Here is a 20,593-nt window from a genome sequence, read left to right as displayed (position 1 = left end):
CAGTGCAAACACCCAATTATTTAACATCTAAATAACTTTTTATTTACCGGATGAGGTCGCTATGTCTCTGTCAATTACGCGTGAAAATTTCGATGAATGGATGATGCCGGTTTACGCTCCGGCGGCTTTTATTCCGGTACGTGGGGAAGGCTCGCGCCTGTGGGATCAGCAGGGCAAAGAGTATATCGACTTTGCAGGGGGGATCGCGGTGAATGCGCTGGGCCATGCACACCCTGCGCTGCGCCAGGCGTTAAACGACCAGGCGGCGAAGTTCTGGCATACCGGTAATGGCTATACCAACGAACCGGCGCTGCGTCTGGCGAAAAAACTGATCGACGCGACCTTTGCGGAGAAAGTCTTTTTCTGTAACTCGGGCGCGGAGGCGAACGAAGCGGCGCTGAAGCTGGCACGCAAATATGCGCACGATAAATTCGGGGTGCATAAAAGCGGGATTGTGGCCTTTAAGAACGCGTTCCATGGCCGTACGCTCTTTACCGTCAGCGCAGGAGGCCAGCCGTCCTACTCGCAGGACTTTGCGCCGCTGCCGCCGGATATCCGCCACGGGATGTATAACGATCTGCAGTCTGCCAGCGAGTTGATTAACGACACCACCTGCGCGGTGATCGTCGAGCCAATGCAGGGGGAAGGCGGTGTGCTGCCCGCCCAGAAAGCATTCCTGCAGGGGCTGCGCGAACTGTGCGATCGTCATAACGCGGTACTGATTTTCGACGAAGTACAGACCGGCGTAGGCCGTACCGGTGAGCTGTATGCGTATATGCACTACGGTGTGACGCCGGACGTTCTCTCAACGGCGAAAGCGCTGGGCGGCGGCTTCCCGATTGGCGCGATGCTGACCACCGATAAATTCGCCAGCGTAATGGTCGTGGGCACGCATGGCACCACCTATGGCGGTAACCCGCTGGCAACGGCCGTGGCCGGACAGGTTCTGGATATCATCAATACCCCGGAAGTGCTGAAGGGGGTTAAACAGCGTCACGACTGGTTTGTGGAGCGTCTGAACGCCATTAACAGCAAGACCGGTCTGTTTAAAGAGATTCGCGGCCTGGGGCTGTTAATTGGCTGCGAACTGACGCCGGAGTTTGCCGGAAAAGCTAAACTTATTTCACAGGAAGCGGCGAAACAGGGCGTGATGGTGCTGATTGCCGGTGCCAACGTGGTGCGTTTTGCCCCTGCGCTGATTGTCAGCGAGGAAGAGGTGAGCACCGGTTTAGACCATTTTGCGCTGGCCTGTGAACGTGTGAAATCCGGGGTGTCATCATGATGGTCATCCGTCCCGTTGAGCGCGGCGATCTCGCCGGGCTCATGCAGCTTGCCGGTAAGACGGGGGGCGGGCTGACCTCGCTTCCTGCCGATGAAAAAACGCTGTCGGCGCGCATTGAGCGCGCCCTGCAAACCTGGCAGGGGACGTTGCCAAAAAGCGAACAGGGCTATGTGTTCGTGCTGGAAGATACCGATACGGGGACCGTGGCCGGGATCTGCGCCATCGAAGTGGCCGTCGGCCTTAACGACCCATGGTACAACTACCGCGTGGGCACTATGGTTCATGCCTCGAAAGAGCTGAACGTCTACAACGCGCTGCCGACGCTGTTTCTCTGTAATGACCACACCGGTGCCAGCGAGCTTTGCACGCTGTTCCTTGACCCGGCGTGGCGTAAAGAGGGCAACGGGTATCTGCTCTCCAAATCGCGCTTTATGTTTATGGCCGCTTTCCGCGATCGTTTTAACGAAAAGGTGGTGGCCGAGATGCGCGGCGTGATCGACGACAAAGGTTACTCACCGTTCTGGGAGAGCCTGGGCGAACGCTTTTTCTCAATGGAGTTCAGCCGGGCAGACTATCTGTGCGGCACCGGGCAGAAAGCGTTTATCGCTGAGCTGATGCCGAAACACCCTATCTATACCCATTTCTTAACCCCGGAAGCACAGGCGGTGATTGGCGAAGTCCATCCGCAAACTGCGCCTGCCCGCGCGGTGCTGGAGAAAGAAGGCTTCCGCTACCGTAACTATGTCGACATCTTTGACGGCGGGCCGACGCTGGAGTGCGATATCGACCGCGTGCGCGCGATCCGTAAAAGCCGACTGGTTGACGTCTCTGAAGGTCAGCCCGCGCCGGGTGACTGGCCAGCGTGCCTGGTGGCGAACGAAAATTACACCAACTTCCGCGCCATGCTGGTGCGTACCAACCCGAAATGTGAACGTCTGGTGCTGACGGCGGCAGAACTGGATGCCCTGAAATGTAATGCCGGCGATACGGTTCGCCTGGTACGACTCTGCCCTGAGGAGAAAACAGCATGACTTTATGGATCAACGGTGACTGGGTAACGGGCGAAGGCGAACAGCGCGTGAAGACCAATCCGGTCGGCAACGAGGTGCTCTGGAAGGGGAATGATGCCAGCGCCGGGCAGATCGAACAGGCGTGCCACGCCGCGCGCCGCGCGTTTCCGGCGTGGGCGAAACAGCCGTTCACCGTGCGCCAGGGGATTGTCGAAAAGTTTGCGTCTCTGCTGGAAGCGAACAAAACCGAGTTGACCCGCACGATCGCCCTGGAAACCAGCAAGCCACGCTGGGAAGCGGCGACCGAAGTGACGGCGATGATCAACAAAATCGCCATTTCGGTGAAGGCGTACCATATCCGTACCGGTGAGCAGCATACCGAAATGGCTGACGGCGCGGCCACGCTGCGCCATCGCCCCCACGGCGTGCTGGCGGTGTTTGGCCCTTACAATTTCCCGGGGCATCTGCCAAATGGGCATATTGTGCCGGCGCTGCTGGCGGGAAATACCGTCATTTTCAAACCGAGTGAATTAACGCCGCTGACCGGTGAGGTGGTGGTGAAGCTCTGGGAGCAGGCGGGGCTACCGCCGGGCGTGCTGAACCTGGTGCAGGGCGGGCGTGAAACCGGCCAGGCGCTGAGCGCGCTGAGTGATATTGATGGCCTGCTGTTTACCGGCAGTGCCGGAACGGGCTATCAGCTGCATCGCCAGCTGGCGGGGCAGCCGGAAAAAATTCTGGCCCTGGAAATGGGCGGCAACAACCCGCTTATTGTTGAAGATCCGGATGATATCGATGCGGCCGTGCATCTGACCATCCAGTCGGCTTTTATTACTGCCGGCCAGCGCTGCACCTGTGCGCGTCGTCTGCTGGTGAAGCGCGGGGCGCAGGGCGATGCGTTCCTCAGGCGTCTGGTTGAGGTGAGCGCGCGTCTGGTGCCTGCGACGTGGGATGCCGACCCGCAGCCGTTTATCGGCGGGCTGATCTCCGAACAGGCGGCGCTAAACGTTCTGAAAGCCTGGCAGGACCATGTCTCACGCGGCGCGAAAACCTTGCTGGAGCCGAAGCAGGTTCAGCCGGGCACGTCGCTGCTGACGCCGGGCATTGTTGAGATGAGCGGGACGAGCAACGTGCCGGATGAAGAGGTCTTTGGGCCGCTGCTGTGCGTCTGGCGCTATGACGATTTTGACAGCGCCATTGCGATGGCCAACAACACCCGCTACGGCCTGTCGAGCGGTCTGATTTCGCCGCAGCGCGAGAAGTTTGATCAGCTGTTGCTCGAAGCGCGCGCCGGGATTGTTAACTGGAACAAACCGTTGACCGGAGCCGCGAGTACCGCACCGTTTGGCGGCGTAGGCGCATCCGGCAACCATCGTGCCAGCGCCTGGTATGCAGCGGATTACTGTGCGTGGCCGATGGCGAGCCTGGAAACAGCTGCGCTGACGTTGCCGGACACGCTGAGCCCGGGTCTGGACTTTAGTCAGGGAGAACGCCATGAAAGCGCGTGAAGTGAATTTTGACGGACTGGTGGGGCTGACGCATCACTATGCCGGGCTCTCCTTTGGTAATGAAGCCTCGACGAAGCATCGTTTTCAGGTTTCCAACCCGAAACTGGCGGCAAAGCAGGGGCTGCTGAAAATGAAGGCGTTATCGGACGCGGGTTTTCCGCAGGCGGTGATCCCGCCGCAGGAGCGTCCAAACGTGGCGGTGTTACGCCAGCTTGGTTTTAGCGGTACGGATGAGCAGGTGGTCGAAAAAGCGGGAACGCAGACGCCACACCTGCTCTCGGCGGCGAGTTCTGCCTCCTCAATGTGGGTGGCCAACGCAGCGACCGTCGCACCCTCTGCCGATACGCTGGATGGCAAGGTCCATTTGACGGTGGCGAACCTGAACAACAAATTCCACCGCGCCACCGAAGCGGAGACCACGGAGCGCGTGCTGCGCGCCATATTCCATAATGACGCCCATTTTGCTGTCCATCCGGCTCTGCCGCAGGTGGCGATGTTTGGTGATGAAGGTGCTGCCAACCATAACCGCCTGGGCGGCGATTACGGTGAACCGGGGTTACAGCTGTTTATTTACGGGCGGGAAGAGGGCGGCCATTCTGCGCCCACCCGCTACCCGGCCCGACAGACGCTGGCGGCAAGCCAGGCCGTGGCGCGTCTGAATCAGGTCAATCCGTCACAGGTGATTTTTGCCCAGCAGAACCCGCATGTGATCGACCAGGGCGTGTTCCATAACGACGTGATTGCCGTCTCTAACCGTCAGGTTCTGTTCTGCCACGAGCAGGCGTTCGCCCATCAGGAGAAACTCCTCGCCACGCTGCATGAACGCGTGCCCGGCTTTATGCCGATTCAGGTACCGACCCAGGCGGTGAGCGTGCAGGATGCGGTTGAGACCTATCTCTTTAACAGCCAGCTGTTGAGCCGGGACGATGGCAGCATGATGCTGGTGTTGCCGCAAGAGTCCAGGGATCACCAGGGGGTGTGGCGTTATCTGACGGAACTGGTGAAAGCCGACAACCCGATTGCGGAGCTGCGCGTCTTTGATCTGCGCGAGAGCATGGCGAACGGGGGCGGTCCGGCCTGTTTACGTCTGCGCGTGGTACTTACGCCCAATGAAATGCAGGCCGTTAACCCGGCAGTGATGATGAATGAGACACTATTTAACACCCTGAACGACTGGGTGGACCGCTACTATCGCGACCGGTTAACGCAGGCCGATCTGGTTGACCCGCAGCTGCTGCGCGAAGGCCGCGAGGCGCTGGACGCGTTAACCTCAATCCTGCAGCTGGGCCCGGTTTACCCGTTCCAGCGCTAAAGGAGAGGCTATGGAGAATTTACTGGCGCTGACGCTGGCAGACGAAACGCCTGAGCAGAGTGAGGGGGACGGCCCCTCATTCCACTGGCAATGGCTGGGACGCGGCGTGCTTGAGCTGACGCCGACCGCGAAGAGTGAACAGTCGCTTGTGCTTTCAACCGGCATTCACGGCAATGAAACGGCACCCGTGGAAATTGTCGACCTGCTGCTGCGCGCATTGTATCGCGGGGAGATTGCGCTGCACTGCCGCCTGCTGGTGGTTCTGGGGAACCCGACTGCGCTGGCGCAAAACAAACGCTATCTGGTGAGCGATATTAACCGCATGTTCGGTGGCCGCTGGTCGCAATTCCCGCCGAGTGATGAAACGGCACGGGCGCAGTGGCTGGAGCAGATCGTCACTCACTTTTTCACCGACGCGGGACCATCGCGTTGGCATCTCGATCTGCATACGGCGATCCGTGCCTCGTATCACGTGCGCTTTGGCGTGCTGCCGCAGCGGAATCAGTCCTGGGATGAAGACTTTCTGCGCTGGCTGGGGGATGCGGGGCTGGAAGCGCTGGTCTTTCACCAGTCGCCGGGGGGCACCTTTACCCACTTCACCTGTGAACGCTTCGGTGCGCTGGCCTGCACGCTGGAGCTGGGAAAAGCGCTGCCGTTTGGGCAAAACGATCTCACGCGCTTTGCCCCGACGCATCTTGCGCTGCGGGCGCTGCTGGGCGGTACCGTGCCGGAGCATACCAGCCAGCCCGTCGAGCGTTATCGGGTAGTGCAGCAGATCACCCGCCGCAGCGAAGCTTTCCAGCTTCACATGGCGGCCCACACGCTCAATTTTACGCCGTTTCGCAAAGGGGTATTACTGGCGGAGGATGGTGACGAGCGCTATGAGGTGCAGAAAACCACCGAGTATGTGCTGTTCCCCAACCCGTCGGTGGCCTTTGGTCTGCGTGCCGGGCTGATGCTGGAAAAAGTGTCCTGATCGTTTCCCCTCCTGTCTGCAGGAGGGGAAATTTAAAACTATTTTCTTAGCGATTAAGGCGATCGCATTTTCTTTGCGGAATATTCCTGGATTATTGCTTTATTATTAATCGGTAGTTGGTTATACTTCTGCACAATCTCTTGATAATCAGTCTGTTGCATATTTTTGTTGCAACTCTCCATGCTTTATCCTTATTTCCTCCATATTTGGCGAAAATTTGTTTTTTACACTTTCATTGTTTTACCGTTGCTCTGACTAATTGACGATAAACCCCGTAAAGTTAATCTCGTCAACACGGCATAGCGCCGAAGAATAACTGAAAGTAAGGAAATAAATTATGCGTAAGTTTACTGCACTGTTTGTTGCTTCTACCCTGGCTCTGGGCGCTACCAGCATGGCGTTCGCCGCAGATACCGCAACCACGACTGCCGCGCCTGCTGAAGGCAAAATGATGATGCATCACAAAGGCAAGCCGGGTATGCACGAGATGATGATGTTCAAAGATCTGAACCTCACGGATGCACAGAAACAGCAGATCCGCGACATCATGAAAAGCCAGCGTGACCAGATGAAACGTCCTCCGCTGGAAGAGCGCCGCGCGATGCATGACATCATCGCCAGCGACAGCTTCGATAAGGCCAAAGCCGAAGCGCAGATCGACAAAATGGCTGAGCAGCATAAAGCACGCATGCTGGCTCATATGGAAACCCAGAACAAGATCTACAACATTCTGACGCCGGAACAGAAAAAACAATTTAATGCCAATTTTGAGAAGCGTCTGACAGAACGTCCGGCAATGGAAGGTAAAATGCCAGCACCAACCGAATAATCGGTTCACCCTCTTAAGACCGCCGGGATCCTGTCTACAAAAGCGCAAACGCTGTGGACAGGACCGGCGGTTTTTTCTTTCTTACCCTCTTGTCTGCCGCAACAGGCGCGGTATTCTCCTCACATCGCTTCAGAGAATTCATGACGTTAGATTTTTATCCACGTCCCGCTAAGGCCTGCCCACTCTGCTGCCGATAATACGTCTGTGACTATTCAACCATAACAAACAAGACAGCAACGATAGCGATATCCTTGCCCTGGCGCTCGTTGCGCCATTCAGGAGTGGTGATGGAGTTCTTTGATATCCGTAAGATGCCGGTCAGTCTCTGGCGTAATGGTGCTGGTGAGACGCGCGAAATTTGTTGTTTTCCTCCCGCGACGCGCGACTTTTTCTGGCGTGCCAGCATTGCGACCATCGCCAGTAATGGCGAGTTTTCCTCTTTTCCGGGTGTGGATCGGGTGATTACCTTGCTGGAAGGGGGAGAGGTGACGCTGGATGCCGGTCAGGCGTTTTGCCATACCCTGAAGCACCATCAGCCCTTTTGTTTTTCCGGCGATCAGCCCGTAAAAGCGCTGCTCACCGAAGGTCAGATGTCGATGGACTTCAACATCATGACCCGGCGGGATTGCTGCCAGGCGAAAGTGCGGGTGGCTGACCGTACCTTTACCACCTTTGGTTCACGTGGCGGTGTGGTATTCGTGTTAAGCGGTGCGTGGCAGTTGGGGGATAAATTGCTGACGGCCGATCAGGGCGCGAGCTGGGAGGAGGGAACCCATACCCTCCGTTTGCTGGAATCACAGGGCACGTTATTATTCAGCGAAATCAACTGGCTGCCTGGTCACTGAGCACAATAACGTCAAACTCGCCGGTCAGCACGGGCTTACAGAGAATTTTGTAGCCATCATGGTCGAAGCCGGCGGGTGTGCGCAACAGGGTGGCGGCCTCCTGCAGGTTATCGACTGCACCCAGCCAGAACCAGTTATGGACGATGTGGTACTGCGTCATTGTCTCTCCCACTTCTTTTAGCGCAACAGCGCCTTCCCATGGCCAGCAGTTCACGCTGATGGCCGCCAGCCCGCCAAGAAGCCGGGCGTGATGTTCCTCCAGGCTCTCTTTGCCGCAGCAGGCACCCGCACAGCGCTTGAGCGCAGAGCGGAAACAGGCGCGTCCACGGGTGGTGGCCTCCAGCCCCAGCAGGCTGTAGCAAAGCTGCTGCTCGTCCGCCAGCGTTTGCAGCGCCTGTAGCGCAGCACGTTTGTTGGCGAACAGGCCGTACAGATTCGGTGCATGGGAAAAATCGACGTCGCGCGCATAGACAACCTGCGGTTTGCCCGCGGTTATCTGCAGCGAGCAGAGCTGACGATTGCGGCGCAGACGCTTATTAAACAGCGGCTGTTGCTCTTTAATTAACCGGGCTTCCAGTAAGAGCGCCCCCATCTCTCCCGCGGTCGGATACCAGCTGATGCGTCGCGACTGACGGAGCATGGCGGCTTCGTCCGGCGTGCGCAGATGGGACAGCACCCGGCTGCGAATATTCACGCTCTTGCCGATATAGAGCGGCAGGGTGTCGCTTTCGCCATGAAAGATGTACACGCCTGGCTGTTTAGGCAATTCCTCAAGCCAGGGGCGGAGATGTTCGGGATATTCATAGATAGCCGCCGCTTCAAACTCAAGACGCGGGGCAGATTGACGCCTGCTCACATACCACTCCATATACTGTTCAGGTATACAGTGTAGCAGGTGTGGGGTGGTTAAAAAAGAGCCGGGTGGCCTGATGCCCTCACCCCAACCCTCTCCCACGGGAGAGGGCGCAAACATTAAAAACGGTAACCTGGGTTACCGTTTTGCTTCTATTTCTTCCAGAAATCGTCAAACACGGTAATGGGTGGGCGGCGTTTGTGCTCGGTTTTCAGATACCAGCCTTCGATAATCTTCGCGATACTCTCGTCCAGTTTCTTGCCTTCCAGATAATCATCGATGTTGTCATAGGTCACACCGAGCGCCGCTTCATCCGGCAGGGAAGGGCGATCGTCTTCCAGATCCGCCGTTGGCGCTTTCTTGTATAAATGCTCCGGACAGCCCAGCGCAGCCAGCAGTTGTTTACCCTGACGCTTGTTCAAACGGAAGATAGGGTTAATGTCGGTGCCACCGTCGCCGTATTTGGTGAAGAAGCCGGTGATGGCTTCCGCCGCGTGATCGGTCCCGACAACCACGCCTTTGGTCATGCCGGCGATGCTGTACTGCGCTTTCATACGTTCGCGCGCTTTTTCATTGCCGCGCACAAAATCGCTCAGCTCAATGCCCGCTTCGCGCAGCGCCTGTTCGCTCGCCAGCACCGATCCTTTGATATTGACCGTCAGCACGCGGTCAGGCTGGATAAAGGCGATAGCATCCTGACAATCCTGTTCGTCCGCCTGCACGCCATACGGAAGACGTACGGCGATAAACTGCAGGGATTCATCCCCGGTCTCTTCGCGCAACTCTGAGATTGCCATCTGACAGAGTTTACCGGTCAGCGTTGAATCCTGGCCCCCGCTGATGCCCAGCACCAGAGATTTCAGGAAAGAGTTCGTTTTTAAGTACGATTTTAAAAAATCCACGCTGCGGCGGATCTCTTCATTAGCATCTACCGCAGGCTTCGCGCCCAGCGCCTGGATAATCTCGTGTTGCAGAGCCATCACGCCCTCCATATGCAGACCATAAACAGAATGTGTTAACTGTTAAAACTAACCCTTCAGGCGTAAAACGACAAGGATCACAGTTTCGAGTGCGCTATTTTGCGGCGTTTTAGCAGGTTATCGTTGTTTTATTAGAATTTTCCGAAATTCGTCTGGCGTAACTCGCAAAGTTGAACAATAGTACTTTTTATCCCATGCTTAGATAACACGCTGATAAACAAGAGGACGGAATATGAACAAGAACGTAGCAGGAATTCTTAGCGCAGCGGCGGTACTGACTATGCTGGCAGGGTGTACGGCGTACGATCGCACCAAAGATCAGTTTACACAGCCGGTGGTAAAAGATGTCAAAAAAGGCATGACGCGTTCGCAGGTGGCGGCGATTGCCGGTAAGCCTTCTTCAGAAGTGACGATGATCCACGCGCGTGGTACCTGCCAGACCTATATCCTGGGTCAACGTGATGGTAAGGCAGAAACCTACTTTGTTGCTCTGGATGACACCGGTCACGTGATCAATTCCGGTTACCAGACCTGTGCTGAATACGATACCGATCCGCAGGCACCTAAGGCGCAATAACCCTGCTTGCCTGAGGATGTTAACAAGCCGGCCTTTAGGCCGGTTTTTTTATGCATACGTAAATCTTATTTCTTTGCGCGAATTATTTGCCTGAAATGTGAAGGTAGTCAACAAGCCAGGTCAATGAGAGACAATTTAGGCCTGTGCAGAATTATCCCCCCTCTGTACCATTACGTATACTCACTCCAACGATAAACAACAGTCAGCACATTACCTGTCAGCCAGGAGAGCGAGTCGAGTGATAGCGCGACGGCAGGTAGTCATACAAGAGGGAAATTATTATGGAAAAGAAACATATCTATCTGTTCTGCTCTGCGGGCATGTCAACGTCACTGCTGGTGTCAAAGATGCGTGCGCAGGCTGAAAAGTATGAAGTGCCTGTCGTGATAGAAGCGTTCCCGGAAACGCTGGCGGGCGAAAAAGGACAGACCGCGGATGTCGTTTTACTGGGACCGCAGATCGCGTACATGCTGCCAGAGATTCAACGTCTGTTACCGAATAAACCGGTCGAGGTTATCGACTCGGGACTGTATGGCAAGATTGATGGTTTAGGTGTACTGAAAGCTGCTGTGGCAGCCATTAAAAAAGCTGCTAATTAATTTTTATTTTTCCCGTCAAAGAGTTATTTCACACACAATACGCCGTGACCTGGGTTGCGGCATTTAAGGGTATTTTCCTATGAGTAAAGTCATCGCTTCACTTGAAAAGGTACTCCTTCCTTTTGCTGTTAAAATAGGAAAGCAGCCTCACGTTAATGCCATCAAAAACGGCTTTATTAAATTAATGCCGTTGACGCTGGCCGGGGCAATGTTCGTTTTAATTAACAACGTTTTTCTGAGCTTCGGTGAAGGTTCCTTTTTTTATTCATTAGGAATTCGGTTAGACGCTTCAACCATTGAAACCCTTAACGGTTTTAAAGCCATCGGCGGCAACGTATACAACGGTACGTTGGGTATTATGTCGCTGATGGCGCCTTTCTTTATTGGGATGGCATTAGCCGAAGAACGCAAGGTGGATCCGCTGGCCGCGGGGTTATTATCCGTTGCCGCCTTTATGACCGTCACCCCTTATAGCGTGGGTGAAGCTTATGCGGTAGGCGCTAACTGGCTGGGTGGGGCAAACATTATTTCCGGTATTGTTATCGGTCTGGTGGTTGCCGAGATGTTCACCTTTATTATCCGTCGCAACTGGGTAATTCGCCTGCCGGATAGCGTACCGGCCTCCGTTTCCCGTTCATTTTCCGCGTTGATTCCAGGCTTCATTATTCTCTCCATCATGGGGATTATTGCCTGGGCGCTCTCTCACTGGGGCACAAACTTCCACCAGATCATCATGGACTCTATCTCTACGCCGCTGGCGTCGATGGGTGGCGTGGTCGGTTGGGCGTACGTGATTTTCACCTCCCTGCTGTGGTTCTTCGGCGTGCATGGTTCACTGGCACTGGCGGCGCTGGACAGCGGTATCATGACCCCATGGGCACTGGAAAACGTTGCACTTTATCAGCAGTACGGCTCCGTTGATGCGGCGCTGGCGGCAGGTAAAACCTTCCATGTGTGGGCGAAGCCGATGCTGGACTCTTATATCTTCCTGGGGGGTACCGGGGCGACGCTGGGTCTGATCATCGCGGTCTTTATTGTCTCTCGTCGCGCTGACCATCGTCAGGTTGCGAAGCTGGCGCTGCCGTCAGGCATCTTCCAGATTAACGAGCCGATTCTGTTTGGTCTGCCTATCATCATGAACCCGGTGATGTTCATTCCATTCGTCCTGATTCAGCCGCTGCTGGCGGGGATCACCCTGACGGCCTATTACCTGGGCATTATCCCGCCTGTGACCAACATTGCGCCGTGGACCATGCCGGCGGGTCTGGGAGCATTCTTCAATACCAACGGTAGCGTAGCCGCCTTCCTGCTGGCGATATTCAACCTCGGGATTGCAACACTGCTCTATATGCCATTCGTGGCGATAGCCAACAAAGCCGCGACCGTAATTGATGAAGAAGAGAGCGAAGAGGATATCGCCCTCGCACTGAAATTCTAAATATTGCCCGGCGCGGGGTCGCCCGCGCCAGCGAAAAGGAGCTTAAAGATGTTAGATTTGGATAGTATCGTAGCCGAAGACGCCGTAGAGAACGATCTGGAAGAAGTGGTGATGGGCCTTATCATCAACTCCGGGCAAGCACGTAGCCTGGCGTATGCCGCCCTGAAACAGGCCAAGCAGGGCGATTTCGCCGCCGCCAGGACCATGATGGATCAATCCCGCATCGCGCTGAATGAAGCGCACCTGGTGCAGACAAAGCTTATCGAAGGCGACCAGGGGGAAGGGAAGATGAAAGTCAGCCTGGTGCTGGTACATGCGCAGGATCACCTGATGACCTCGATGCTGGCGCGCGAACTGGTGGCAGAGTTAATTGAGCTTCACGAGAAGCTGCAGTAAGTCAGACTGAGTAGCAGGAGGTCAGCACGATGGAAATCAAAACCGCACTTGAACAGCAGCTGTTTAATGGCAAGAATTTTCACGTGGTTATTTACAACAAGACGGAGAGCGCCAGTGGTCTGCACCAGCATGACTACTACGAGTTCACGATTGTTCTGACCGGCCGCTACTATCAGGAGATTAACGGCAAGCGTGTCCTGCTGGAGCGCGGTGATTTTGTCTTCCTGCCGATGGGGTCTTACCACCAGAGTTTTTATGAATTTGGTGCCACCCGCATTCTTAACGTTGGCGTCAGCAGACGCTTCTTTGAGAAACACTATCTGCCGCTGGTGCCGTTCTGCTTTGTGGCGTCACAGGTCTATCGCGTCAAAAACGAATTCATGACCTGGATAGAAACGGTGATTGCCTCGCTCAACTTCCGCGACAATGAGTTCGATGAGTTTATCGAAACCGTGACGTTCTACGTAATGAACCGTCTTCGCCATCACCGTGAAGAGCAGCAGGTGACCGATGATGTCCCGCAATGGCTTCGCAGTACCGTCGAGTTGATGCACGACAAAGGGCAGTTCAGCGAGAATGCTCTGGAAAATATGGTGTCACTGTCCGGAAAATCCCAGGAATACCTGACCCGGGCGACACAGCGTTATTATCGTAAAACGCCCGTGCAAATTATTAATGAAATCCGCATTAATTTTGCCAAAAAACAGCTGGAAATTACCAACTACTCTGTCACCGATATTGCTTATGAGTCCGGTTACAGTAGCCCCAGCCTGTTTATTAAAACCTTTAAGAAATTTACCTCATTCACACCAAACAGTTACCGGAAGAATTTGACGGTAATTAATTAGTGCCTGGCGAGTGTATTCGCCACGAATATTGACTTGATTGCTTGCCCAAATAGCGGGAAGAGTCCGCTATACCTTGCAGGCGATTAACCTGATACGCTAAGGGAGATGTTATGCAAAAGAAATTAAAAGTCGTGACCATTGGCGGCGGCAGCAGCTATACCCCGGAATTACTGGAAGGTTTCCTGAAACGTTATCATGAATTACCTGTCAGCGAATTATGGCTGGTGGATGTTGAGGAAGGTCAGGAAAAGCTGAATATTATTTTCGACCTGTGCAAACGAATGGTTGAAAAAGCCGGTGTGCCATTAACCGTGCATAAGACGCTCGATCGCCGCCAGGCGTTGAAAGACGCTGACTTCGTCACCACCCAGCTGCGCGTAGGCCAGCTCAAAGCGCGTGAACTGGACGAACGCATTCCGCTGAGCCACGGCTATCTGGGACAGGAAACCAACGGCGCGGGCGGCCTGTTTAAAGGTCTGCGCACCATCCCGGTCATTTTCGACATCGTCAACGATGTGCAGGAGATCTGCCCGAACGCGTGGGTAATCAACTTTACCAACCCGGCCGGGATGGTGACCGAGGCCGTCTATCGCCACACCGGGTTCAAACGCTTCATTGGTGTCTGTAATATCCCGATTGGCATGAAGATGTTCATCCGCGACGTGCTGGAGCTGACCGACAACGACGATCTCTCTATCGATCTGTTCGGTCTCAACCACATGGTGTTCATCAAAGATGTGATAGTCAACGGCCAGTCTCGCTTTGCTGAACTACTGGACGGCGTGGCCTCCGGTCGCCTGACCGCTGCATCGGTGAAAAATATCTTCGACCTGCCGTTCAGCGAAGGGCTCATCCGTTCCCTGAATCTGCTGCCATGCTCGTATCTGCTCTACTACTTCAAGCAGAAAGAGATGCTGGCTATCGAAATGGGTGAGTACTATAAAGGCGGCGCACGTGCACAGATAGTGCAGAAAGTTGAGAAGCAGCTGTTTGATTTGTATAAAGATCCGAATCTGAACGTGAAGCCGAAAGAGCTTGAACAGCGCGGTGGGGCGTACTATTCCGACGCGGCGTGCGAAGTGATTAACGCCATTTACAATGACAAGCAGGCTGAGCACTACGTCAATGTGCCGCACCACGGCCATATCGACAATATCCCGGCCGACTGGGCCGTAGAGATGACCTGTATCCTGGGCCGTGAGGGGGCAAAACCGCATCCGCGTATTACTCACTTTGATGACAACGTGATGGGACTTATTCACACCATCAAAGGGTTTGAAGTGGCGGCCAGCAACGCTGCGCTGAGCGGTGAGTTGAATGACGTGCTGCTGGCGTTGAACCTCAGCCCGCTGGTCCATTCCGACCGCGATGCTGAAGTGCTGGCCAGCGAGATGATACTGGCGCATGAAAAATGGCTGCCAAACTTTGCTGCCACGATTGAGAAGCTTAAATTCCAACACCGTTAAGAGGATGTGCGATGGAAAACCTGCTGATCGTCAATGCTGATGATTTTGGCCTGTCAAAAGGGCAGAACTACGGCATTGTTGAAGCCTGTCGCCGGGGAGTGGTGACGTCGACCACTGCGCTGGTGAATGGAGAAGCGATAGCGCACGCGGCGCAGTTGAGCCGTGAAGCGCCTGAGCTGGGCGTGGGCATGCACTTTGTGCTGACGCTGGGGATGCCGCTTTCAGCGATGCCAGGCCTGACGCGCGACGGACATCTGGGGAAATGGATTTGGGAACTGGCAGGACAGGACGCACTGCCGCTCGAAGAGATTGCCCGCGAGCTGGACTGTCAGTACAACCGTTTTGTTGACCTCTTTGGTCACGAACCTACGCATATCGACAGCCATCACCACGTGCATATGATCCCGGCGATTTTCCCTCTCGTCGCGGAATTTGCTCAGCGCAAAGGCGTGGCGATGCGCGTGGATCGCGACGTACGCGGATTGCCGGACGTTGCAGTGGCCACAACCGAGGGGTTCAGCAGTGCATTTTATGGTGATGAAATCGACGAAGCGCTGTTCCTGAAGGTGCTGGATGATTCCGCTGCCCGGGGAGAACGGTCACTGGAGGTGATGGCGCACCCGGCTTTCGTCGATAACATCGTGCGTAAGAGCGCCTACTGCTGGCCGCGCCTGGCGGAGCTGGAGGTGCTGACGTCGCCATCGCTGAAATACGCGATTGCCGAGCGCGGGTATCGGTTGGGGACATTCAGGGATCTGTGAAAAGTGCCGGGTGCGGCTTTGCCTTACCCGGCTTTTTTTTACGCCGGTATCTGGTCAATCTTGCTGCTGCGCGACCAGACGCGGTGCGCGGCAAGCAGATCAAACAGCTTCGTCATAAACGCGTCGTCCACGTTATCGCCTTCCACAATCCCGTCTTCACCCTGGTCGGCCACATTCAGGCGTGCTTTAAACTGGCGCGCATCACCGGAAAGGGCGATCGGTTTCAGGTGCTTATAGGCTTCAAGCAGATAATAGACCGCGTCACCGTTCGTCAGCAGGCTGGCAATATCGCCACACGGCACAATCACCGCGTCCACCGTCAGCGATGGCGCACCGGCAAAGGTGGCGGCAACCGGCAGCACCGACCCGTCATTGGCGGTCACTTCACCCATCCGGGAGTAGAGCAGTTTGGCGTGTACGCCTTTGGCTTTCAGCGCCTGCATGATCCCCAGAACGTCGCTGGCACGGGTTTTGTCGTTAAGCAGGATCGCCACCACCCGGCCTTTAATCGAGCCTCCCGGCACCGCGTACAGGCTGAGCGACGGATCCTTCTTCACCCCGTTAACGTCTTTCGGCGGCGCAAGGTTGCGTTGCTCATCCGTCAGCGTAATGCCGAGGTTATCGGCCACGCTCTGGGCGAGCTGAATATCGATATGCGCCAGTTGATCGACCACGCGCTCGCGGATGTACGTCCGGACAACCTTGCTCAGTTCGAAGCTAAAGCCGCCGATAATATGCTGCTGCTCAATCGGTGTCTGGCTGTTCCAGAACAGGCGAGGGTGGGCATAATATTCACCAAACGATGGGCTGCGTTCGCGGATTTTATTGCCATCCACACGTTCCTGATACGACTCAAATCCGCCCCGTTTAGGGCCTGGAGGCGTTTCACGCGGCCAGTTATCGTTGATGGAGTTCGGCTCATAGTTGGCCGGGTTGGTATCGATATCCTGACGATGCATTCCGTCACGCTGGAAATTATGGTACGGGCAGGTAGGGCGGTTAATCGGGATTTCGTGGAAGTTCGGCCCGCCAAGTCGGCTAATCTGCGTATCGGTGTAGGAGAACAGTCGCCCCTGCAGCAGCGGATCGTTGGTGAAATCCAGGCCGGGGACGATATGACCGGGATGGAAAGCCGCCTGTTCGTTCTCGGCAAAGAAGTTGTCCGGGTTGCGGTTCAGCACCATTTTGCCCACCAGTTGAACCGGCACCAGCTCCTCAGGGATCAGTTTGGTCGGATCCAGCAGGTCAAAATCGAACTTAAATTCGTCCTCTTCCGGGATCAGCTGTAACCCCAGCTCATATTCCGGGAAGTCGCCCGCTTCAATGGATTCCCACAGCTCGCGGCGATGGAAGTCCGGATCGCGGCCGGTCAGCTTCTGGGCTTCATCCCACACCAGTGAGGCCTTCCCGGCGACCGGTTTCCAGTGGAAACGAACAAACGTCGCTTTGCCCTCGGCGTTGATCATCCGGAAGGTATGAATGCCAAACCCCTCCATGGTGCGATAGCTGCGTGGGATCCCGCGGTCAGACATCGCCCACATCACGTTGTGTAACGTCTCGGGTTGCAGGGAGACATAGTCCCAAAAGGTGTCATGCGCACTTTGTCCCTGCGGTATCGCCCAGTGGGGCTCCGGTTTTACCGCATGGACAAAGTCAGGAAATTTATGCGCATCCTGAATGAAAAAGACCGGCGTGTTATTACCCACGAGGTCGAAAATACCCTCTTCGGTATAAAACTTGGTGGCAAAGCCGCGGATATCTCGCACGGTATCTGCCGAGCCTGCGCCACCCTGCACGGTGGAGAAACGCACAAACACGGGGGTGATCTTGTCCGGGTCTGAAAGGAAGTCAGCTTTGGTGATTTCCTTCAGGCTCTTGTAGGGCTGGAAATAGCCGTGAGCGGCGGAACCGCGCGCGTGCACGATGCGCTCCGGGATGCGCTCATGGTCAAAGTGGGTGATTTTTTCCCGCAGGATGAAATCTTCCAGCAGAGTCGGCCCGCGAGCACCCGCGCGCAGGGAGTTCTGATCGTCAGCGATGCGCACCCCCTGATTGGTGGTCAGCGCATAGCCTTCACCGCCTTTGCGGTGTGGCTCCAGTGATTTTAGCTTCTCATTGCCGGTGTCCGGCGATTTCATGCTACCGGGCGCGGTCGGCTGCTCGCCAGGGGCTGAGGGGCCCGGTGAAGGGCGATGAGAGCCATCTTCAGGCGCAAGGGAGTCCATACCCGGCTGTGATTCTTCAGTGCCATGAATGGGTGATTGATGTGTTTTATCTTTGTTCGACATTGCACGCTTCTCCTTTATTCATTCCTAAAAAACCCTGTTAACTATAGAACAATGTAAGGAAAGGGCAGGCGAACTCAGCTTTTTCAGACACCGCCTTAGCAAAAGGCGCTGTCAACCACACGCAAGGCGCGACGCATGGGGGCAGGATCGGCTATCATAGAAATTTCCTGCTTTAAGAATTTGCTTTAGTGAACCAGTCGCTTATGAAACCTCTTCGTCAACAAAACCGCCAGGTGATTAGCTACGTGCCCCGTGTCGAACCCGCTCCCCCCGATCATGCGCTGAAGGTGGAGGGGTATCGCGATGTCTGGCAGTTACGTGGAAAATACGTGGCTTTTGTGCTGATCGGCGAGCACTTCCGGCGTTCACCAGTATTTAATGTGCCGGAAGCGGCTCAGCGGTGGGCGGTACAAATTCGACAGGATGAAGAAGTTGAAGAATAACACGTATAAAAAAACCGCCTGATGGCGGTTTTTTTATTTGCTTAACGGTGCGCCAGCTCGGCGTCGTCTTCACTATCCAGAATGGCTTTGTCGGTCTGCTTCAGCCACTGGCTGGTCAGCGTACCGGCCGTCATTGAGCCGCTGACGTTCAGCGCGGTACGCCCCATGTCGATCAGCGGTTCAACGGAGATCAGCAGGGCAACCAGCGTCACTGGCAGACCCAGCGCAGGCAGAACAATCAGCGCGGCGAAGGTGGCACCACCGCCCACGCCCGCAACGCCTGCGGAGCTAATGGTGACAATACCGACCAGCGTAGCAATCCAGACCGGATCCAGCGGGTTGATCCCAACCGTTGGCGCAACCATCACGGCCAGCATCGCCGGGTAGAGACCCGCACACCCGTTCTGACCAATCGTGGCACCAAAGGAGTCCGAGAAGCTGGCGATAGATTCCGGTACACCCAGTCGACGGGTCTGCGCTTCGACGTTCAGCGGAATAGACGCGGCGCTGGAACGGCTGGTGAAGGCAAAGGTCAGCACCGGCCAGACTTTACGGAAGTATTTCAGCGGGCTTACGCCGTTCACACCGAGCAGGATGCCGTGTACGACAAACATAATGCCCAGACCCAGATAAGAGGCGACAACGAAGCTGCCCAGCTTAATGATGTCCTGCAGGTTAGAGCCAGCGACCACTTTGGTCATCAGTGCCAGAACACCGTAAGGGGTCAGCTGCATCACCAGACGAACCAGCTTCATCACCCAGCTTTGCAGGGTATCGATAGCGGTCAGCACGCGCTCGCCTTTTGGCGCATCGTCTTTCAGCAGCTTCAGTGCCGCCACGCCCAGGAAGGCAGCGAAAATCACCACGCTGATGATGGAAGTTGGGCTGGCGCCTGTCAGGTCAGCAAACGGGTTCTTCGGAATGAAGGAGAGCACCATCTGCGGCACCGTCAGGTCAGCGACTTTACCCACGTAGTTGGTCTGAATTGCGGTCAGACGCGCGGTTTCAGCAGTACCCTGAACCAGACCTTCGGCGGTCAGGCCGAACAGGTTGGTCACCAGCACACCCACCAGCGCAGCAATCAGTGTGGTAAACAGCAGCGTACCGATGGTCAGGAAGCTGATTTTACCCAACTGCGTAGCGTTATGCAGACGGGCAACAGCGCTCAGAATAGAGGCAAATACCAGCGGCATGACGATCATCTGCAGCAACTGGACATAGCCGTTACCGACAATATTGAACCACTGAATGGAGTCTTTCAGTATCGGGCTATCGGAGCCGTAGACGGCATGTAAGGCCAGGCCAAACACGACACCCATGACCAGACCCACCAGCACTTTCTTCGCCAGGCTCCACTGTTTGTGACGCGCCAGGGCGAGAAGCAATAGCAATATAACGAACACGACAATGTTCGCGATGAGTGGAAAATTCATCCCCGTTCTCCTGATTTATTATGTGGCCAGTTTTTACCGGTCCTGTTGGCGCAAGGTTAGCAGAAGTGTGATGTCGCGCTTATATCCAAATGGAATGGGTTATGACAAATGCGATAATTTTGCTGGTTTACTGTTCAATCTGGTGATGAATAAAGCGATTGAACTGAAATTGCAGCGAATTGATCATCTGAGATGACCAGCGCACTGCACTGTTTTCGGGCAAGGTTTGCGGCATCCAGACGGCATAGGCGAACAGAGCCATGCACAACACGCGCTCAAGCTGATTCCCTTTCTGGGGAACGAGAACAGGCAGGCGGAAACGCCAGCGGCAGGGCCACAGTAGCGGTACGCCAGCAGGCGTCAGCATATCGGCGAGAATATGGCTCAAATAGCCCAGCACCATGCCCTGTATGGCATCGGCGGGCACTATCCAGCTTTCTGGCACTTTTAAATAGAACAGCGTCAGCAGGGCAAACACAGCCAGCAGACTGTGGGTAAACCCGCGATGGCCAAAGGCACGGGCGATAGGTTTTGAGATCCACTTCAGGCGTTGCCCAAGAAAAGATTTTGGATGGTCGATGTCGGGCAACAGGCAGGTTAGCACGGCAGAAGGAACAATATGCCACCAGTCCCCCTGTGCAAGCACGGGGGTAAGCTCAGCGTTTTTGGCAAATACTGCGCACGCAATGGAAAAAAGCAGGTGGCCTTCCGCCGTCATGATAAAACCCAGGAAACTGTCAATTCATACAGTA

General features: G+C 55.4%; 20 protein-coding genes. 15 read left to right on the top strand and 5 right to left on the bottom strand.

The window, feature by feature from the left end; all coding sequences use genetic code 11:
- Positions 1-61: 61 nt before the first annotated feature.
- From EKN38_RS11680 to ves, 7 genes are all read left to right on the top strand, one after another.
- Positions 62-1,282, top strand: coding sequence for an aspartate aminotransferase family protein (locus tag EKN38_RS11680; protein ID WP_126522081.1), 1,221 nt, complete (start codon positions 62-64; stop codon positions 1,280-1,282).
- The gene (astA, locus tag EKN38_RS11675) at positions 1,279-2,313 is read left to right on the top strand and encodes an arginine N-succinyltransferase (RefSeq protein WP_014831525.1); all 1,035 of its coding nucleotides are present in this window, start codon (positions 1,279-1,281) and stop codon (positions 2,311-2,313) included. The genes EKN38_RS11680 and astA overlap by 4 nt, the downstream gene beginning before the upstream one ends.
- The gene (gene astD, locus EKN38_RS11670; protein ID WP_014831526.1) at positions 2,310-3,797 is read left to right on the top strand and encodes a succinylglutamate-semialdehyde dehydrogenase; all 1,488 of its coding nucleotides are present in this window, start codon (positions 2,310-2,312) and stop codon (positions 3,795-3,797) included. The genes astA and astD overlap by 4 nt, the downstream gene beginning before the upstream one ends.
- Positions 3,784-5,109, top strand: a complete 1,326-nt coding sequence (gene astB / locus EKN38_RS11665; protein ID WP_014831527.1) for an N-succinylarginine dihydrolase — start codon at positions 3,784-3,786, stop codon at positions 5,107-5,109. Before astD ends, astB begins: the two co-directional genes overlap by 14 nt.
- 10 nt (positions 5,110-5,119) lie before the next feature.
- Positions 5,120-6,085, top strand: a complete 966-nt coding sequence (astE, locus tag EKN38_RS11660) for a succinylglutamate desuccinylase (RefSeq protein ID WP_014831528.1) — start codon at positions 5,120-5,122, stop codon at positions 6,083-6,085.
- A gap of 337 nt (positions 6,086-6,422) precedes the next feature.
- Positions 6,423-6,914: an ATP-independent periplasmic protein-refolding chaperone Spy gene (gene spy, locus EKN38_RS11655; RefSeq protein ID WP_014831529.1), complete on the top strand. Its 492-nt coding sequence runs from the start codon at positions 6,423-6,425 to the stop codon at positions 6,912-6,914.
- A 287-nt stretch (positions 6,915-7,201) separates the two neighbouring features.
- Entirely contained in the window at positions 7,202-7,759 is a 558-nt protein-coding gene (gene ves / locus EKN38_RS11650) for an environmental stress-induced protein Ves (protein WP_046887849.1), read from the top strand.
- On the opposite strand, the gene cho is transcribed toward ves, so the two are convergent.
- A complete protein-coding gene (gene cho / locus EKN38_RS11645; RefSeq protein WP_014831531.1) occupies positions 7,737-8,615 on the bottom strand; it encodes an excinuclease Cho in 879 nt (292 codons plus the stop codon). The genes ves and cho overlap by 23 nt on opposite strands.
- Positions 8,616-8,764: 149 nt before the next feature.
- Positions 8,765-9,592 carry an ammonia-dependent NAD(+) synthetase gene (gene nadE / locus EKN38_RS11640; protein ID WP_014831532.1) on the bottom strand — a complete coding sequence of 276 codons (828 nt, stop codon included), beginning with the start codon at positions 9,590-9,592 and terminating at the stop codon, positions 8,765-8,767.
- A 232-nt stretch (positions 9,593-9,824) separates the two neighbouring features.
- Between nadE and osmE the strand changes: the two genes are divergently transcribed.
- From osmE to chbG, 7 genes are all read left to right on the top strand, one after another.
- Positions 9,825-10,169 carry an osmotically-inducible lipoprotein OsmE gene (gene osmE, locus EKN38_RS11635; RefSeq protein WP_003857836.1) on the top strand — a complete coding sequence of 115 codons (345 nt, stop codon included), beginning with the start codon at positions 9,825-9,827 and terminating at the stop codon, positions 10,167-10,169.
- Positions 10,170-10,450: 281 nt separating this feature from the next.
- Positions 10,451-10,768, top strand: a complete 318-nt coding sequence (gene chbB, locus EKN38_RS11630) for a PTS N,N'-diacetylchitobiose transporter subunit IIB (protein WP_008500676.1) — start codon at positions 10,451-10,453, stop codon at positions 10,766-10,768.
- Positions 10,769-10,847: 79 nt separating this feature from the next.
- Positions 10,848-12,206, top strand: a complete 1,359-nt coding sequence (gene chbC / locus EKN38_RS11625; RefSeq protein WP_014831533.1) for a PTS N,N'-diacetylchitobiose transporter subunit IIC — start codon at positions 10,848-10,850, stop codon at positions 12,204-12,206.
- Between the two features lie 48 nt (positions 12,207-12,254).
- Positions 12,255-12,602 (top strand): PTS N,N'-diacetylchitobiose transporter subunit IIA, encoded by a 348-nt coding sequence (gene chbA, locus EKN38_RS11620; RefSeq protein ID WP_014831534.1) that lies wholly within the window; start codon positions 12,255-12,257, stop codon positions 12,600-12,602.
- Positions 12,603-12,631: 29 nt separating this feature from the next.
- Positions 12,632-13,450, top strand: a complete 819-nt coding sequence (gene chbR, locus EKN38_RS11615) for a transcriptional regulator ChbR (protein WP_014831535.1) — start codon at positions 12,632-12,634, stop codon at positions 13,448-13,450.
- 110 nt (positions 13,451-13,560) lie between these two features.
- Positions 13,561-14,916 (top strand): 6-phospho-beta-glucosidase, encoded by a 1,356-nt coding sequence (locus EKN38_RS11610; protein ID WP_014831536.1) that lies wholly within the window; start codon positions 13,561-13,563, stop codon positions 14,914-14,916.
- A gap of 11 nt (positions 14,917-14,927) precedes the next feature.
- Complete coding sequence (gene chbG / locus EKN38_RS11605) at positions 14,928-15,677, top strand: chitin disaccharide deacetylase (protein ID WP_014831537.1); 750 nt, start codon at positions 14,928-14,930, stop codon at positions 15,675-15,677.
- Between the two features lie 38 nt (positions 15,678-15,715).
- On the opposite strand, the gene katE is transcribed toward chbG, so the two are convergent.
- The gene (katE, locus tag EKN38_RS11600; protein WP_014831538.1) at positions 15,716-17,965 is read right to left on the bottom strand and encodes a catalase HPII; all 2,250 of its coding nucleotides are present in this window, start codon (positions 17,963-17,965) and stop codon (positions 15,716-15,718) included.
- Positions 17,966-18,153: 188 nt separating this feature from the next.
- Between katE and cedA the strand changes: the two genes are divergently transcribed.
- Positions 18,154-18,408 (top strand): cell division activator CedA, encoded by a 255-nt coding sequence (cedA, locus tag EKN38_RS11595; RefSeq protein ID WP_071841842.1) that lies wholly within the window; start codon positions 18,154-18,156, stop codon positions 18,406-18,408.
- A 41-nt stretch (positions 18,409-18,449) separates the two neighbouring features.
- Here cedA and EKN38_RS11590 read toward each other — a convergent pair whose 3' ends face one another.
- On the bottom strand, positions 18,450-19,841 hold the full coding sequence (locus EKN38_RS11590; RefSeq protein WP_126522080.1) for an L-cystine transporter: 1,392 nt from the start codon (positions 19,839-19,841) through the stop codon (positions 18,450-18,452).
- Positions 19,842-19,968: 127 nt separating this feature from the next.
- Entirely contained in the window at positions 19,969-20,559 is a 591-nt protein-coding gene (locus tag EKN38_RS11585; RefSeq protein ID WP_013097014.1) for a metal-dependent hydrolase, read from the bottom strand.
- Positions 20,560-20,593 lie beyond the last annotated feature (34 nt).

This window comes from Enterobacter sp. WCHEn045836 (assembly GCF_003965585.1).
Taxonomy (GTDB): domain Bacteria; phylum Pseudomonadota; class Gammaproteobacteria; order Enterobacterales; family Enterobacteriaceae; genus Enterobacter; species Enterobacter dissolvens.
The sequence above is the reverse complement of the archived record's forward strand: the minus strand, read 5'-3'. Positions and strand labels throughout refer to the sequence as shown.